Here is a 15423-nt window from a genome sequence, read left to right on the forward strand (position 1 = left end):
AGCTTGCTCGCGAACCGGGGCTGGCGCCAAAGCTTGGGCGGTTCGCGAGCAAGCTCGCTCCTACATGAAGCAGTCAGAACGGCGCGGGCGACTCGAAGCGCAGGCGCTCGCCGGTCTGCGGGTGGGTCAGGGCCAGCATGCTGGCGTGCAGGCACAGGCGGTCGCGCAGTTCCAGGGCTTCGCCTTCGGCGTACAGGCGGTCACCCAGCAGCGGGTGGCCGATGCTCAGCATGTGCACGCGCAACTGGTGAGAGCGGCCGGTGATCGGTGTGAGCTCCACGCGGCTCCAGTTGCCGTGGCGCTCCATGACGCGCCAGAAGGTCAGTGCATGGCGGCCCTGCTCGAAGTCCACCACGTGGCGCGGCTTGGTCGGCGGGTCGTAGCGCAGCGGCGCCTCGATGCGACCGCTGTCCAGCTCGGGTTCGCCCCAGCACAGCGCGGTATAGGCCTTCTCGGTCTCGCGGTCGTGGAACTGGCGGGACAGCTCGCGGTGGCTGTCGGCGTCGCGGGCGAGGACGATCAGACCCGAGGTTTCCCAGTCCAGGCGATGGACGATGCGCGCTTCCGGGTAGCCGTTCTCCTGCAGGCGGGTGATCAGGCAGTCCTTGTTGTCGTCCGCGCGGCCGGGCACGGAGAGCAGCAGGGTGGGCTTGTTCACCACCAGCAGGGCGGCGTCCTCATGGACGAATTCGATCTGGGAAAGCGGCATGGAAGCTCGTAGGCGAAATAAGTGAGACAGAAACGACTGCGGCGGCCGAGGCCGCCGCAGGTTCACCCGGGCCGGATCAACGCTCCGGCAGGGTGATGTTGAGTTCCAGGATCGAACAGCTGCCCTGGTTGGCCAGCTCGACCTGGACTTGTTCCTGGTCGATGGGCACGTATTTGCGGATCACTTCCAGCAGGTCTTTCTGCAGCTGCGGAAGGTAGTCCGGTTGCGAACGGTTGCCGCGCTCATGGGCGACGATGATCTGGAGTCTTTCTTTCGCGATGGATGCGCTGTTTTGCGACTTCCGGCTGCGGAAGAAATCTAAAAGGCTCATTCACGTCCTCCGAACAGTCGTTGCAGGAATCCTTTCTTCTGCACGTCGAGGAAACGGTGGGGCATGTCTTTGCCCAGCAGTCGCTCGACGGCGTCGCTGTACGCCTGGCCGGCATCGCTCTCTTCGTCGAGGATGACCGGTACGCCCTGGTTGGATGCCTTGAGCACCGCCTGGGATTCCGGGATCACGCCGAGCAGACGGATGGCCAGGATTTCCTCGACGTCCTCGACGCCGAGCATTTCGCCCTTGGTGACGCGCTCGGGGTTGTAGCGGGTCAGCAGCAGGTGTTCCTTGATCGCGTCCTCGCCTTTCTCGGCGCGGGCGGATTTGCTCGCCAGCAGGCCGAGCATGCGGTCGGAGTCGCGGACCGAGGAGACTTCCGGGTTGGTCACGACGATCGCCTCGTCGGCGTAGTACATGGCCAGGTGGGCACCTTTCTCGATGCCGGCCGGGGAGTCGCAGATCACGTAGTCGAAGGACTGCTTGAGTTCCTCGATGACCTTGCCGACGCCTTCCTGGGTGAGAGCGTCCTTGTCGCGGGTCTGGCTGGCGGCCAGCACGAACAGGTTCTCGAGGCGCTTGTCCTTGATCAGGGCCTGGGTCAGGGTCGCTTCGCCATTGATGACGTTGACGAAGTCGTAAACCACGCGGCGTTCGCAGCCCATGATCAGGTCGAGGTTACGCAGGCCCACGTCGAAGTCGACGATGACGGTCTTGTGGCCGCGCAGGGCCAGGCCGGTGCCGATGGCTGCGCTGGTGGTGGTTTTACCGACGCCACCCTTACCGGAAGTGACTACGAGGATCTTGGCCAAGGTGATTCACCCCAAAGAAAAAACGAAGAATTCTGGTCCCTGAAAGTCGCGGCAGTATCCGTTAAAGGCGGGTGATGTTCAACACGTCACCCGACAGGCTGACGTGCACCGCCTGCCCCCATTGCGGACTGCGTCGAAGGTCTTCGGCGACCTTGTAATTACCGGCGATGGACACGAGTTCCGCGGCCAGTTGCTGGCAGAAGATACGGGCGCTGGTATCGCCCTTGACGCCAGCCAGGGCGCGGCCGCGCATCGGACCGTACACATGGATGTTGCCGTCGGCGAGAAGTTCCGCACCCGGGCTGACGGGCGCGAGGACGATCAGGTCGCCGCCGGCGGCGTAGATCTGCACGCCGCCGCGGACCGGGGTAGTCACCAGCTTGGTCGGGCGCACGACCGGCGCCGGCGGCTCGGCCGGTTTTTCCGCGGCAGCTTCCGCAGCGGCTTCCTGCGGGGCGGCCGTTGCCTGGGCGGCAGCTTCGGTCGGCTTCTCCGCTTTGGCGTCGGCGGCTTGCTCAGCCGGCTTCTCCACGGTTTTGCCGGCCTGTACACCAGCGCCAGCGGCCTGCTCGACCACCTTCTCGGAGAGCTTTTCACCACGCGGGCGGCGCACCGGGGTGGCGCCGGTCACCTGCGGCACGGCGTCCTTGGGCTCGACGGTGCGCTCGCGGGACGAACCGGACGGCGGCAGCACGGGAATGTCGAACATGGTGGCCAGGCGGATGTCTTCCTCGCGGCTGGCGCGGATGGCCAGGGTGCGCAGGCCGTGGCGGCGGCAGATGTCCAGCACGCCCTGCAGGTCGAGTTGGCCTTCGCCGTCGGGGAGCTTGTCCAGCGCCAGCACCAGCGGCGTGTCGCGGAAGAAGTTGGGCGCCTGGGCGACCTTGTCGGCAAGCTGGCGGTCCAGGCGCGGCAGATCGTTGTGGGCCAGTTCCAGGACGGTGACGGCCAGCATGCTGCCCTTGAGCTGGAATACGGGATCTTGGTCGAGAAGGTCAGCTTGGCTCATGGTCGGACTGCGTCATCAAAATGGGTGGACTTATAGCGGACCGCCCCGGCAGCCGCAAGCGTGGCGCATAGCCAGGGCGCAAGGCAGGCACGGCGCGCCCGCGCAAGGTAGAATGTCGGGCTTTGATCGTGACCGGAAAGTTCCATGGACCGCCCCACCTTTCGCCGAGAATTCCTCCATCCCCGTCACTGGCCGCTCTGGCTCGGCCTTGGCGTGCTCTGGCTGGTGGTGCAGCTGCCCTATCCGGCGCTGCTGGCGCTGGGCCGCGCCCTGGGCGCGGTGATGTACCGCGTGGTCGGCAGCCGCCGGGCAATTGCCGCGCGCAACCTGGAGCTGTGCTTCCCGGAACTCTCCGCCGCCGAGCGCAAGCGCCTGCTCAAGGAGAACTTCGCTTCCACCGGCATCGCCTTCTTCGAGATGGCCATGAGCTGGTGGTGGCCGCAGGCGCGCCTGGCCAGGCTCGCCCATATCGAGGGCATCGAGCACCTGAAGAAGGCCGAGGCCGAAGGCAAGGGCGTAATCCTCATGGCCATGCACTTCACCACGCTGGAAATCGGCGCGGCGTTGCTGGGCCAGGTGCAGACCATCGACGGCATGTACCGCGAGCACGACAACCCGGTGTTCGACTTCGTCCAGCGTACCGGCCGCGAGCGCCATAACGCCGACGCCACCGCCATCGAACGCGAGGACGTGCGCGCGATGCTCAAGGTGCTGCGCGCCGGCCGCGCCATCTGGTATGCGCCGGACCAGGACTACGGCGCCAAGCAGAGCCTGTTCGTGCCGCTGTTCGGCATCCAGGCGGCCACCGTCACCGCCACCACCAAGTTCGCCCGCCTGGGCCGCGCGCTGGTGCTGCCGTTCACCCAGTCGCGCCTGGCCGATGGTTCCGGCTACCGCCTGACCATCCATCCGCCGCTGCAGGACTTCCCCGGCGAGAGCGAAGAGGCCGACTGCATCCGCATCAACCAGTGGGTGGAAAGCGAGATCCGTCGCCAGCCCGAGCAGTATCTCTGGGCGCATCGCCGCTTCAAGAGCCGCCCCGAAGGCGAGCCCAAGCTCTACGCCAGGAAGAAGTAAGGCTCCGGCGGGCTACGCTGGAAACGACGCGACAAGGACTTCTGCCGTGACCGACTCCGCCACTCCCCAACATTGCCCGGCCGTCACCGGCCTGATCCTCTCCGGCGGTGGCGCGCGGGCGGCCTACCAGGTTGGCGTCCTGGCGGCCATCGCCGAGCTGCTGCCCGAGGGCGCGGAGAATCCCTTCCCCGTGATCGTTGGTACTTCCGCCGGTGCCATCAATGCGGTTGGGCTGGCCTGCGGGGCGTTGTCCTTTACCGGCGCGGTAGAGCGCCTGACCAAGGTCTGGCAGGGCTTTCGCACCGGGCAGGTGTACCGCGCCGACTGGCCGGGCGTATTCAGCCAGGCCTTCAAGTTCCTCGGCCACAGCCTGCTGGGGCTGGGCCGGCGGGAGCCGGTGGCGTTGCTCGACAGCACCCCGCTGCGCTATCTCCTGGAGCGCGAACTGGACCTCTCCGGCATCGCCGCCGCCGTGCGCCGGCGCAACCTGCGCGCGGTAGCGGTGACGGCGTTCGGCTATGAGTCCGGCCAGGCGGTGACCTTCTACCAGGGCCGCGCCACCATCGATCCCTGGCTGCGTCACCGCCGCATCGGCGTGCCGACGCGCCTGCAGATCGAACACCTGCTGGCCAGCTCGGCGATTCCGCTGCTGTTCCGCCCGGTGAAGATTCTCCGCGAGTATTTCGGTGATGGCGCGGTGCGCCAGCAGGCGCCGATCAGCCCGGCGTTGCACCTGGGCGCCAATCGCGTGCTGGTGATCGGCGTCAGCGGCAATCCCACGCTGGGCAGCGCCAACGAGCAGGTGGCCAACTACCGCACCGGGCAGCCGCCGAGCCTGGCGCAGGTAGGGATTCATCTGCTCAACAGCACCTTCATCGACAGCCTCGAAGGCGATATCGAGCTGCTGCACCGCATCAATTTCCTCAGCTCGCTGGTGCCCGAAGAGGCGCGCCGGGCGACGCTGGGGCTGGCGCCGGTGGATGTGCTGGTGATTTCACCGAGCCGGCCGCTGGACGAGATCGCCGCGCAGTACCGCCACGAACTGCCGCGGGCGCTGCGCCTGTTCCTCCGCGGGCCGGGCGCGACCAAGGCGAGCGGGGCGGGCGTGCTCAGCTACCTGCTGTTCGAGCCGGGTTACTGCAATGCGCTGATCGAGCTGGGGTATCGCGATGCCATGGAAAAGCGCGCGGAGATCGCGCGCTTTCTGGGGATGGGGGATTGGTCGCTATAGGCACGGGCCTTTTCTGTGAAGCATCGGCACAGTCCGCTTCCTACATGCAGCTCTGCACGAGGGCTGCCCAAGCACGGAGTTTCAGAAAAAACAGTTGCCCTAAAAAGCGCGGCTGTCAGACGGCAAACACCCCATCGCGATAATCGCGCAGTGCCTGCTCGATCTCCTCGCGGCTGTTCATCACGAACGGGCCGTATTGCACGATGGGCTCATCGAGCGGTTTGCCGGCCAGCAGCAGGACGCGCGCGCCCTTGTCGCTGGACAGCCGGGTCTCCTCGCCCTGGCCCAGGCGCACCAGGCGGTTGGTGGCGACGGTCTCGTCACCGCGCTCGCCCGGTACCTTGAGCGATCCTTCGTAGACGTACAGCATCACCCGATGGGCCGCCGGAATCCGCGGAGCCACCGAAGTGCCCGCTGGCAGTACCAGGTCGTAGTAGTGCGGCTCGGTGCCGGGGCGCTGCACGGCGCCGTCGGCGGCGGTTTCACCATCGTCGAAGCGGCCGGCGATCACGGTCACGCCGACGCCTTGCGCGGTGGTCACGCGCGGCACGTCTTCGGGTTCGATGTCGCGGTAGCCGGCCGGGGCCAGCTTGTCCTTCGCCGGCAGGTTCAGCCACAGCTGGAAGCCACGCATGGCGCCTTCCACCTGCTCGGGCATCTCGCTGTGGATGATGCCGTGCGCGGCGGTCATCCACTGCACGCCGCCGGGCTTGAGCAGACCGGTGTTGCCCAGGTGGTCTTCGTGGCGCATGCGTCCTTCGAGCATGTAGGTCACGGTCTCGAAGCCGCGGTGCGGGTGCGCCGGGAAGCCGGCGATGTAGTCGTCGGGATTCTGCGTGTCGAACTGGTCGAGCATCAGGAACGGATCGAAGCGCTCGATGCCGGCGCCGCCGATCACGCGGGTCAGGCGCACGCCGGCGCCGTCGCTGGCCGGTTGGCCGATGTGCTGGTCGATCACGGTGCGTAAACGGGTCATGGAGGACCTCCTTGATCTGTGGATGGAGATCATCCTAATCCTGAATGATGGATGAATGGTTGCGAGTTTTTCAGCCTAACAATCGATTTATTCGATCATCAGGCTGAGAAGAAAACCGCTGCCCGAAGGCAGCGGTTCCGCTTCACTCCTGGATCTGCAGACGCCGGGCTTCGGTGTAGAAGTAGCGCAGCTTCTCGTACTCGAAGGGCGTGTTCATCTGCCCGTAGCGGAAGCCGTTGCTGTAGCGCTTGTCGATGATCTCCAGCACCGGCAGCTCCCAGTATTCGCGACTGAGGTCGGAGTAGTTGAGGTAGTTCACCTCGCGCGCGGCGACGAAGTCGGTGACCAGCCCGCCGGTGTCGCGCAGGTTGGAGGGGCCGAGGATCGGCAGCATCAGGTACGGGCCGTCCGGCACGCCCCAGTAGCCCAGGGTCTGGCCGAAGTCCTCGCTGACCTTGGGCAGGCCCATGGCGGTGGCAGGGTCCCACAGGCCGGCGATGCCGAAGACGGTGTTGAACAGCAGGCGTGCCGTGCTGTTCGCCGCGCGCTCGGGCTTGAGCTGGGCGACGCTGTTGAGCAGGGTCGGCACCTCGCCCAGGTTGCTGAAGAAGTTGCTCACGCCGGTGCGCACGAAGCGCGGGGTGACGTACTCGTAACCGTGCACCACGGGCAGGAACACCCACTCGTCGAAGCGGTAGTTGAAGTGGTAGATCCGGCGGTTCCAGGATTCCCAGGGGTCGTAGACATTCAGGGCGTCGAAGGTGGCGCGCTCGAACTCGCGCTGGTCCAGGCCTGGGTTGAACTTGAGGATGTCCAGCGGGTGCTTGAAGCCATCGGTGTCCGGCGCCATCTCGAAGGCGGTCGGGCCGGGTTTCTGCAGCGGCTGCGGGGTCTCGGCCCGGGCGAGGCCGCAGGCCAGCAGCAGGGCGAGCGTCAAGGAATAGCGAAGTGGCATGGAGTCAGTTCCCTGTCTGCACGGCTGCCAGGCCAGCGGCCGAGGCATCCTGTCCCTTGAAGAAACCCAGCATGTCCTGGGCATTCACGCGGTAGTTGAGGTTGCCGCAGTGGCCGCCGCGCGGGTAGAGCGTCAGGCGGTCGCCAAAGGTGCGGCGCAGGAAGCCGATGTCGCCCGGCCCGAGGATCACGTCGTCGGCGTTGTGCATCACGGCGATCTTCGGGCTGTCGCGCAGGTAGTCCTCGAGGGCGTACAGGCTGACCTGCTGCACCAGCTGCGGCAGGCTGCCGCCGTCGTATTTGGCGCGCCACAGCGGCATGAGCTGGTCGGTCATGTAGCACTCGAAGTCGCACTGCATGGCGCGCTTGAAGAAGGGCGTCAGGCTGGTGCCTTCGGTGATCGGGTACTTGGGCGGGGTGATCAGCCCGCGGCGGTTGATCAGGTCGGAGGTGAAGGCGATGTCGGCGGAGGAGAAGCGGAACACCGCGCCGATCAGCATGGCCATCTCCTCATTGGAGAGGTGCTGCCTGGACTGCTGCAGATCGAAGAGGAAGGCGTCGTTGAGGTCGACGTAGCCCTTCTGCTTGAAGTAGCGGGTCAGCTTGGCCAGCACCACCTGGTAGAAGGTATTGGTGTTGTTGATGCCCTTGACCTCGGTCTGCACCAGCTTGTCCAGGTTGCTCACCGAGGTGTAGAGGTTCACCGGCGGGTTGAGCAGCAGTACGCGCTTGAAGTTGAAGCTGCGGCGGGTCTCGTCGAGCTTGCTGACGAAGGCGGCGTGCAGGGCGCCGAGGCTGTAGCCGGTGAGGTAGTAGTCGCTGACCGGCAGGTCCGGGTGCTGCGCGCGCACGGCCTGCATGACGCGGTACAGGTCGTCGGCGTCGTCCGGCGTGTAGCCGGGCGTGGCGACGTGGGAGGCGCCGACCATGAAGTCCCAGCTGGTCGGCGAGGACAGCTGCACCACGTGATACCCGGCGCCGTAGAACAGGCGCTTGAGGTACTCCGGCGTGGTGCTGGAGTAATGGGCGCCGGTGCCGGCGATGATGAACACCAGCGGCGCCTCATGGTCCTGGCGGGCCAGGCGGTAGTGCAGCTTCTTCACCGGCCAGAAGTTGCTCGGCAGCTCGTATTCGCGTTCCGGACGCAACTTGAGTGCGTAGTCCGACTGGCGGATGTCGTCGTCCGTCGGCAGCTCCGGGCGCAGTTCCGGCGGAGTGGTGGCAATGGTCGCCTCGAACGGGTTGACCAGCGGGAAGCCGTAGTTGGCCTGGTCCACATCGCGGGCGGAAGCGGGCCCGGCGAGTCCCAGTGCGAGGCTGCCGATCAGGGCGGCGACGCGGCGTAGAAGTGTCATGGTTCGGAATCCTTTCAAGGGATGGCCAACTCTAGGGTGACCGCGCATTAAGACCAGCACATTTCCCACAAGTGCGATGCGCGTTTCAGCCCCTGCGTGCAAGGTCACGCAGGGCATCGCCGGTTAGACGATAGACGCTCCATTCGTCCTGCGGGCGAGCGCCCAGGCTGCGGTAGAAGCCGATAGCCGGCTCGTTCCAGTCCAGCACCGACCATTCCAGGCGGCCGCAGCCGCGCTCCACCGCCAGCCGCGCCAGTTCGGTGAGCAGCGCCTTGCCCAGCCCGGCGCCACGGGCGGCGGGACGCACGTAGAGGTCTTCGAGGTAGATGCCCGGCTGGCTCAGCCAGGTCGAGTAGTTGTGGAAGAACAGCGCAAAGCCTTCGGGCGCGCCATCCACTTCGCCGATCAGCACCTCGGCATAGGGACGCGGGCCGAACAGGTGCGCGTGCATGCGCTGGGCGTCGGCCTTCACTTCGTGGGCCAGCTTTTCGTAGTCGGCCAGTTCGCCGATCAGCTCGAGGATCAGCGGGATGTCGTCGGATGCGGCGGGGCGCAGGGTGACGCGGGACATGGGTATTCCTTGCAGGGCGGGATGGGCCGAGCATGCCCAAAGCTCCGTGCAGCTGGCAACAGGGCGTTTCAGTAGCGCTCCAGGCTTTCCAGCCAGACCAGCTCGCAGGCGCCGGCGCCGGTGTCCTCGCGGGTCAGAGAACTGACCCAGCGCCAGCCGTCGTCGCCTTCCACGCGCACCAGCTTGCCGGACAGGCGCACATGCTCCCCCGCGCTGACCTGGGCCAGAGTGCGCGCGACGCTGTCGTTCGCCGGGATCATGTGCATGTTGGCGGCATGGGTTTCCAGCTCGCGCCGGGGGATCGGCAACTGGTCGGCATGCCAGTAGAACCAGCGGTTGCCCTGGCTGATGCGGATATCGGCGAGCACGCGCGGGTCGTCCATCGGCCCCCAGCCCAGCGCGAGATCGGTGGGCGACAGCTCGGATTCGCGGCCCAGGCGGTAATCCTCGCGGCCCAGTACGCGCGCCTCGATGCTGAAATCCTGCAGCGGATAGATCCAGTAGCGCTGGACACGCAAGCCGCCATCGGACAAGACCTGGCTGTGCGATTGAGGCGCGTGGGGGCGCTCGGTCGGCCACAGCCACCAGAAGCTGGAAGCTGCGCAGACCAGCAGGAACAGGGTCGATCGCTTCATCGAAGGCTCCGTTGATGGGGCGAAGTCTAGGCTGCAACCGCTGCCCCTTGCATCGGCTCCGGCGCTGGTTATGCTGGGCACCGATTTCCCGCCTGCCCGGAGAAGTGGCGCCATGTCCCGTCGTTTGCCCGTGATCCTGCTGCTCGTCCTGGCGTGCTGGCTGGCTGCCAGCTACGGCCTGCGCTATGGGCTGATGGAGGATGGCCGCTGGGTCGGCCTGTGCGCCGACGAGGCCGCGCGCTGGGAGTGCGGCGTGCGCTCGCAACTGGGCTGGGCGATCCACTTCGGCGTGTTCGGCAAGCTGGCGCTGGGCCTTTCGTTGCTGGCCTTCTTCGTGCCGCGTCAGGCCGGCTGGTGGCTCGCGGCGCTGGCGATGCTGGTCACGCTGCCGGCGCTGGTGCTGTACAACGCCGGGCTCGCCGTTTTTGCGGTGGTATTGGCCGGGCTGCGCCTGGTGCGCGCGCCATCGCGCTGAGTCAGGCCTTTCGCGCCGACAGGCGTAAGCCTCGCCACAGCGCGCCCAGCAGCAGAAGACTCACTGCGGCCCATCCCAGCGCCTGAACGTTGCTCAATCCTTCCAGTGCCAACTGCGCGGGAATCCCTGCGGCGATGATCAGCGCCAGCAGCAGCGCTTCGCGACGCGGCGCGGCAACCGGCCGGCACAGGTAGACCAGCGCCGGGAACAGCAAGGCCGCGCTGGGGAAGCTGCGGTAGCGCGCATCGAAGACCATGCCCAGCATCAGCACCGCGCCGGCGAATCCGGCCGCCGCCAGCCACAGGCCGGCGCGGCGTTGCAGCCAATCGAACGCCTGGCTCCGCCAACCCGCGCGGGCCGACAGCGCGAGGCTGATGTGCAGCAGCACCAGCAGGTTGAGCCCGACCAGTGCTGCCGCCCAGAGCCATTCGCCCCAGAAGCGGCTGGTGATCACCGACAACTCCAGCCACAGGCCGATGCAGCCGCCACCCAGTGCGCCGGCCAAAGGCAGCAGCAAAGCACTGCGCGAAGACGCGGGGCGGCCGCCCACCAGCAGGGAGCCCAGCAGGATCACGCCGGAAAGTGCCAGCCACAGCGGCCAGCCCGGCAGGTTGCTGACCGGCCCGGCGAGCACGCCTTTTTCTTCGCGGTCGGCGCTGAACAGGCCCCAGTAGCCGCCGACCGCACCTTCGCTCTGGCGCTTCCAGGGCTGGTCGAAGGCTTCGATCAGGTTGTAGTGCCAGCCTTTGTCTTCGGCCATGTGCACGAAGCCGCGGATGAAGCGCGCCTCGTTGACCCGGCTGGGCAGGGCGGTCTCGCGCTGGCGGCCTTCGCTGGGCCAGCCGGTTTCGCCGATGAAGATGTCCTTGGGCGCGAACTCGCGGCCGAAGTCCTCGCGTATCTTCGCCACGTGGGCAAGGGCGTCGTCGATGCCGCGCGGGTTGTCTTCCCAGTAGGGCAGCAGGTGGATGGTGATGAAGTCCACCGCCGGGGCGATTTCCGGATGCTGGTGCCAGAACTCCCAGACGTCGGCGTAGGTGACCGGTTGGCGCACCTGGGCCTTTACCTTGTGGATAAGTCCGGCCAGGTAGCGCCCGGTGACCTCCTTGCGCAGCAGGGTCTCGTTGCCGACTATCACCGACTGCACCACGTCCGGGTTGGCGTTGGCGGCCTTGATCAGCGCGTCGACCTCGCGCTCGGTGTCCAGCGGATTGGCATTGACCCAGGCGCCCAGCATCAGTTTCAGGCCGTGCTTGCGGGCCAGCGCCGGAATGCCTTCCAGGCCGGTCATGGAATAGGTGCGCACGCAGTCGAAACGCGTCGCCAGCAGGGCGAGGTCGGCATCCATCTGCTCCGTGCGCAGGACGAAGGGCTGGTCGAATGGCGACTGGTCCTTGGCGAACGGGCTGTAGGACGCGCATTGCAGCTTGTGCGTGGGGGTTGCCGCGTCCGGCAGGATCACCGGCTTGCCCAGGCCGTACCAGAGCCCGCAGAGGGCGATCACGGCAAGCAGCAGGGCGGAGCAATAGCGGAGGAGCGGAAAGCGCGGGGACTGTGGCATGTGGGCACGCGAACCGGGGCGAGGCGCGCATCTTAGCAATGCCGCCGGCCGCCGTCAGTGCCCGCGCGGGTACTCACGCGTGGCGGTGAATCCAGTTGTGCGTCGGCTGCGCGGAGTTGCCTTCCAGGCGCTTCCAGAACTTCTCGTGGAAGTGGAAGCCCACCGCATTGCACAGCGGCTCCACCACCGCCACCAGGCCGCCCACGGTGATGTTGCCGGTCAGCGCGTAGGCGACGCCGAAGGCAATCATGAAGTGCATCAGGGTGAAGGTGACGGTCTTGAGCATCGTGGCAATCCTCCAGTCGAGAATGATTCTCCGTTGCTGGAAGACTACTGCGGGCATGCCTCGCCGGGTAATCGAGCCTGTGTATGGAGGCGATAGGCCGGCACTGCCGTCGTGGATGGAAAGGCGCGGTCGTGGATGGACGGGTTCTGTCGCGGATCGGACCGTTTGGCGTCGCTCTCAGAGCAGTTCGCCAGCAGCGGGCGCCGATCATGAGGGGGCGGCCAAGACCGCGAAATGCGCCGGGTTCGCCCAGGCGCGCCGATAAAATCACGGGGAGAAAACCATGCGAATGATGCGACGCCTGTTGGGCCTGGGCGCAGGTCTGGTGCTGTCGGCGGCGGCCGGGCTGGCCGGAGCGGCGGCCAAGCCGGAAATCACCATCGGGTACGTGGACGGCTGGTCGGACAGCGTGGCGACCACCCACGTCGCCGCCGAGATCATGCGCGAGAAGCTCGGCTACCAGGTCAAGCTGATGCCGGTCGCCGCCGGGATCATGTGGCAGGGCGTGGCGCGCGGCAAGCTCGACGCCATGCTCTCGGCCTGGCTGCCGGTGACCCACGGCGCCTACTACGACAAGATGAAGGACAAGGTGGTCAACCTGGGCGTGAACTACCCGGGCGCGAAGATCGGCCTGATCGTTCCGGAATACGTGAAAGCCAACAGCATCGCTGACCTGCAGGCGCAGAAGGCCGACTTCGATGGCCGCATCGTCGGCATCGATGCCGGCGCCGGTGTGATGCTCAAGACCGACCAGGCGATCAAGGATTACGGCCTGGACTACAAACTGGTGGCCAGTTCCGGCAGTGGCATGATCGCCGAGCTGACCCGCGCGGAGAACGACAAGAAGGCCATCGCCGTCACCGGCTGGATCCCGCACTGGATGTTCGCCAAGTGGAAGCTGAAGTTCCTCGAGGACCCGAAGAAGGTCTACGGCGAAGAGGAGCATGTCGACAGCGTCGCCAACCCGGCGCTGGAGAAGAAGGCGCCGGAAGTCTGGGCCTTCCTGAAGAAATTCCAATGGAAGGACGGCCAGGAAATCGGCGAAGTCATGCTCGCCGTGCAGAACGGCGAGAAGCCGGAAGTGGCCGCCAAGAAGTGGGTCGAGGCGCACCCCGATCGCGTGAAAGAGTGGCTGTGATCGCCTGGATCGCACCCTAGCCAGAGACGGAAAAATCCCCCGCGAAGCACTGCATTCGCGGGGGATTTTTTTATGCCGAAGCGTCTATTCCGGGCTTGTTCGCAATAGCTGTCATAACGCTACGACTAAAGTCGTCTGGAGAGCTTGCAGCGCTCAAATAAATTAGGGATCGACGACATCCGCGTCATCCCCGCTGTGAGGACAAGAACAAAATGAACGACAGCATCTACCAGCGGATTGATACCAATCCGCGCTTCAAAGAGCTGGTGGCCAAGCGCGAGCGATTCGCCTGGCTGCTCTCCCTGATCATGTTGGGCCTTTACGTGGTCTTCATCCTGCTCATCGCCTTCCAGCCGCAGCTGCTCGGCGCGAAGATCAGTGCCGATTCGTCCGTCACCTGGGGCATCCCCATGGGCGTCGGGCTGATCCTTTCGGCCTTCGTGCTCACCGGCATCTACGTGCGCCGGGCGAACGGTGAATTCGACCGCCTGAACCAGGAAATCCTCAAGGAGGCCCAGCAATGAAAGGCCGAATTTCTGCGGCCCTAGCTCTGGCCGCGTTCGCTCCTGCTCTCTGGGCTGACGCCCTCACCGGCGAGGTGCAGCGCCAGCCGCTGAACGTCTCCGCCATCGTCATGTTCGTCGCCTTCGTCGGCCTGACCCTGTGCATCACCTACTGGGCCTCCAAGCGCAGCAAATCCGCCGCTGACTTCTACACCGCCGGCGGCAGCATCACCGGCTTCCAGAACGGCCTGGCGATTGCCGGCGACTACATGTCCGCCGCGTCCTTCCTCGGCATTTCCGCACTGGTGTTCACCTCCGGCTACGATGGCCTGATCTACTCCATCGGCTTCCTCGTCGGCTGGCCGATCATCCTCTTCCTGATCGCCGAACGCCTGCGCAACCTGGGCAAGTACACCTTCGCCGACGTGGCGTCCTACCGCCTCAAGCAGAAGGACATCCGCACCCTGTCCGCCTGCGGTTCGCTGGTGGTCGTGGCTTTCTACCTGATCGCGCAGATGGTCGGCGCCGGCAAGCTGATCGAGCTGCTGTTCGGCCTGAACTACCACGTCGCGGTCGTGCTGGTCGGCATCCTGATGGTGCTCTACGTGCTGTTCGGCGGCATGCTCGCCACCACCTGGGTCCAGATCATCAAGGCCGTGCTGCTGCTCTCGGGCGCCACCTTCATGGCGATCATGGTGCTCAAGCACGTCAACTTCGACATCAGCACCCTGTTCTCCGAAGCCATCAAGGTCCATCCCAAGGGCGAGTCCATCATGAGCCCCGGCGGCCTGGTGAAGGACCCGATCTCCGCGTTCTCCCTGGGCTTCGCGCTGATGTTCGGCACCGCCGGACTGCCGCACATCCTGATGCGCTTCTTCACCGTCAGTGATGCCAAGGAAGCCCGCAAGTCGGTGTTCTTCGCCACCGGCTTCATCGGTTACTTCTACATCCTGACCTTCATCATCGGCTTCGGCGCGATCCTGCTGGTGAGCACCAACCCGGACTTCAAGGACGCCACCGGCGCCCTGCTGGGCGGCAACAACATGGCGGCCGTGCACCTGGCCGACGCCGTGGGCGGCAGCCTGTTCCTGGGCTTCATCTCCGCCGTGGCCTTCGCCACCATCCTCGCGGTGGTTGCCGGCCTGACCCTGGCCGGCGCCTCGGCCGTGTCCCACGACCTGTACGCCAGCGTGCTGAAGGGCGGCAAGGCCAACGAGAAGGATGAGCTGCGCGTCTCGAAGATCACCACCGTGTGCCTGGGCGTGGTCGCGATCATCCTCGGCATCCTGTTCGAGAAGCAGAACATCGCCTTCATGGTCGGCCTGGCCTTCTCCATCGCCGCCAGCTGCAACTTCCCGGTGCTGCTGCTCTCGATGTACTGGAAGAAGCTGACCACCCGCGGCGCCAAGATCGGCGGCTGGATGGGCCTGATCACCGCGGTGGTGCTGATGATCCTCGGCCCGACCATCTGGGTGCAGATCCTCGGTCACGAGAAGCCCATCTATCCGTTCGAATACCCGGCGCTGTTCTCCATGGCCGTGGCTTTCATCGGTATCTGGTTCTTCTCCATCACCGACAAGTCGACCGCTGCCGACGAAGAGCGCGCGCGCTTCTTCCCGCAGTTCATCCGCTCGCAGACCGGCCTGGGTGCCAGTGGTGCCGTCGCCCACTGATAGCCTGAGCCAGCCTGCCGGGGGGGGGGGGGGGGGGGGGGGGCCCCCCCCCCCCCCCGGGGGGGGGGGGGGGGGGGGGGGGGGGGGTGGGTGGGGATGAGAGGGAGGGCCCCCACCCCCCCCCCCC

Annotated in this window: 17 protein-coding genes; 6 read left to right on the plus strand and 11 right to left on the minus strand. The window is 66.1% G+C overall.

Translation table 11 applies throughout. From position 1 onward, the window contains the following. Window positions 1–73 precede the first annotated feature (73 nt). The 4 genes from ACCC94_RS20180 to minC all read right to left on the minus strand — a co-directional run bounded on the left by ACCC94_RS20180 (window position 74) and on the right by minC (window position 2861). Window positions 74–709: an RluA family pseudouridine synthase gene (locus tag ACCC94_RS20180; protein ID WP_017522036.1), complete on the minus strand. Its 636-nt coding sequence runs from the start codon at window positions 707–709 to the stop codon at window positions 74–76. A 76-nt stretch (window positions 710–785) separates the two neighbouring features. Further along, window positions 786–1040, minus strand: coding sequence for a cell division topological specificity factor MinE (gene minE / locus ACCC94_RS20185; protein WP_015478210.1), 255 nt, complete (start codon window positions 1038–1040; stop codon window positions 786–788). Next, window positions 1037–1852: a septum site-determining protein MinD gene (minD, locus tag ACCC94_RS20190; protein ID WP_413351307.1), complete on the minus strand. Its 816-nt coding sequence runs from the start codon at window positions 1850–1852 to the stop codon at window positions 1037–1039. Before minD ends, minE begins: the two co-directional genes overlap by 4 nt. Window positions 1853–1913: 61 nt before the next feature. Further along, window positions 1914–2861, minus strand: a complete 948-nt coding sequence (minC, locus tag ACCC94_RS20195) for a septum site-determining protein MinC (protein WP_413351308.1) — start codon at window positions 2859–2861, stop codon at window positions 1914–1916. A gap of 144 nt (window positions 2862–3005) precedes the next feature. On the opposite strand from minC, the gene ACCC94_RS20200 reads away from it, so the two are divergent. Next, complete coding sequence (locus ACCC94_RS20200; RefSeq protein ID WP_413351309.1) at window positions 3006–3938, plus strand: lipid A biosynthesis lauroyl acyltransferase; 933 nt, start codon at window positions 3006–3008, stop codon at window positions 3936–3938. Between the two features lie 46 nt (window positions 3939–3984). Further along, a complete protein-coding gene (locus ACCC94_RS20205) occupies window positions 3985–5169 on the plus strand; it encodes a patatin-like phospholipase family protein (protein ID WP_413351311.1) in 1185 nt (394 codons plus the stop codon). 115 nt (window positions 5170–5284) lie between these two features. Here the strand turns inward: ACCC94_RS20205 and ACCC94_RS20210 are convergent, their stop codons facing one another. The 5 genes from ACCC94_RS20210 to ACCC94_RS20230 all read right to left on the minus strand — a co-directional run bounded on the left by ACCC94_RS20210 (window position 5285) and on the right by ACCC94_RS20230 (window position 9660). Then, window positions 5285–6145, minus strand: a complete 861-nt coding sequence (locus ACCC94_RS20210; protein ID WP_413351312.1) for a pirin family protein — start codon at window positions 6143–6145, stop codon at window positions 5285–5287. 142 nt (window positions 6146–6287) lie between these two features. After that, a complete protein-coding gene (locus ACCC94_RS20215) occupies window positions 6288–7100 on the minus strand; it encodes a VacJ family lipoprotein (RefSeq protein WP_413351313.1) in 813 nt (270 codons plus the stop codon). Window positions 7101–7104: 4 nt separating this feature from the next. Further along, the gene (locus ACCC94_RS20220) at window positions 7105–8454 is read right to left on the minus strand and encodes a serine/threonine protein kinase (protein ID WP_413351314.1); all 1350 of its coding nucleotides are present in this window, start codon (window positions 8452–8454) and stop codon (window positions 7105–7107) included. Window positions 8455–8539: 85 nt separating this feature from the next. After that, on the minus strand, window positions 8540–9025 hold the full coding sequence (locus ACCC94_RS20225; protein ID WP_413351315.1) for an N-acetyltransferase family protein: 486 nt from the start codon (window positions 9023–9025) through the stop codon (window positions 8540–8542). A 68-nt stretch (window positions 9026–9093) separates the two neighbouring features. Then, window positions 9094–9660 (minus strand): hypothetical protein, encoded by a 567-nt coding sequence (locus ACCC94_RS20230; protein WP_413351316.1) that lies wholly within the window; start codon window positions 9658–9660, stop codon window positions 9094–9096. 112 nt (window positions 9661–9772) lie between these two features. On the opposite strand from ACCC94_RS20230, the gene ACCC94_RS20235 reads away from it, so the two are divergent. Beyond that, on the plus strand, window positions 9773–10135 hold the full coding sequence (locus tag ACCC94_RS20235; protein ID WP_413351317.1) for a hypothetical protein: 363 nt from the start codon (window positions 9773–9775) through the stop codon (window positions 10133–10135). A gap of 1 nt (window position 10136) precedes the next feature. On the opposite strand, the gene ACCC94_RS20240 is transcribed toward ACCC94_RS20235, so the two are convergent. Both ACCC94_RS20240 and ACCC94_RS20245 read right to left on the minus strand, forming a co-directional pair. After that, complete coding sequence (locus ACCC94_RS20240; RefSeq protein ID WP_413351318.1) at window positions 10137–11696, minus strand: beta (1-6) glucans synthase; 1560 nt, start codon at window positions 11694–11696, stop codon at window positions 10137–10139. 73 nt (window positions 11697–11769) lie between these two features. Continuing rightward, window positions 11770–11982, minus strand: a complete 213-nt coding sequence (locus ACCC94_RS20245) for a DUF2061 domain-containing protein (RefSeq protein WP_413351319.1) — start codon at window positions 11980–11982, stop codon at window positions 11770–11772. Window positions 11983–12265: 283 nt separating this feature from the next. Between ACCC94_RS20245 and ACCC94_RS20250 the strand changes: the two genes are divergently transcribed. The 3 genes from ACCC94_RS20250 (at window position 12266) to ACCC94_RS20260 (ending at window position 15296) form a co-directional block, all read left to right on the plus strand. Further along, complete coding sequence (locus ACCC94_RS20250) at window positions 12266–13120, plus strand: glycine betaine ABC transporter substrate-binding protein (RefSeq protein ID WP_413351320.1); 855 nt, start codon at window positions 12266–12268, stop codon at window positions 13118–13120. A gap of 212 nt (window positions 13121–13332) precedes the next feature. Continuing rightward, on the plus strand, window positions 13333–13644 hold the full coding sequence (locus ACCC94_RS20255; protein ID WP_024763446.1) for a DUF485 domain-containing protein: 312 nt from the start codon (window positions 13333–13335) through the stop codon (window positions 13642–13644). Further along, complete coding sequence (locus tag ACCC94_RS20260) at window positions 13641–15296, plus strand: cation acetate symporter (protein ID WP_413351321.1); 1656 nt, start codon at window positions 13641–13643, stop codon at window positions 15294–15296. Before ACCC94_RS20255 ends, ACCC94_RS20260 begins: the two co-directional genes overlap by 4 nt. Window positions 15297–15423 lie beyond the last annotated feature (127 nt).

Source organism: Pseudomonas sp. Pseusp97, assembly GCF_047304025.1.
GTDB lineage: Bacteria > Pseudomonadota > Gammaproteobacteria > Pseudomonadales > Pseudomonadaceae > Pseudomonas.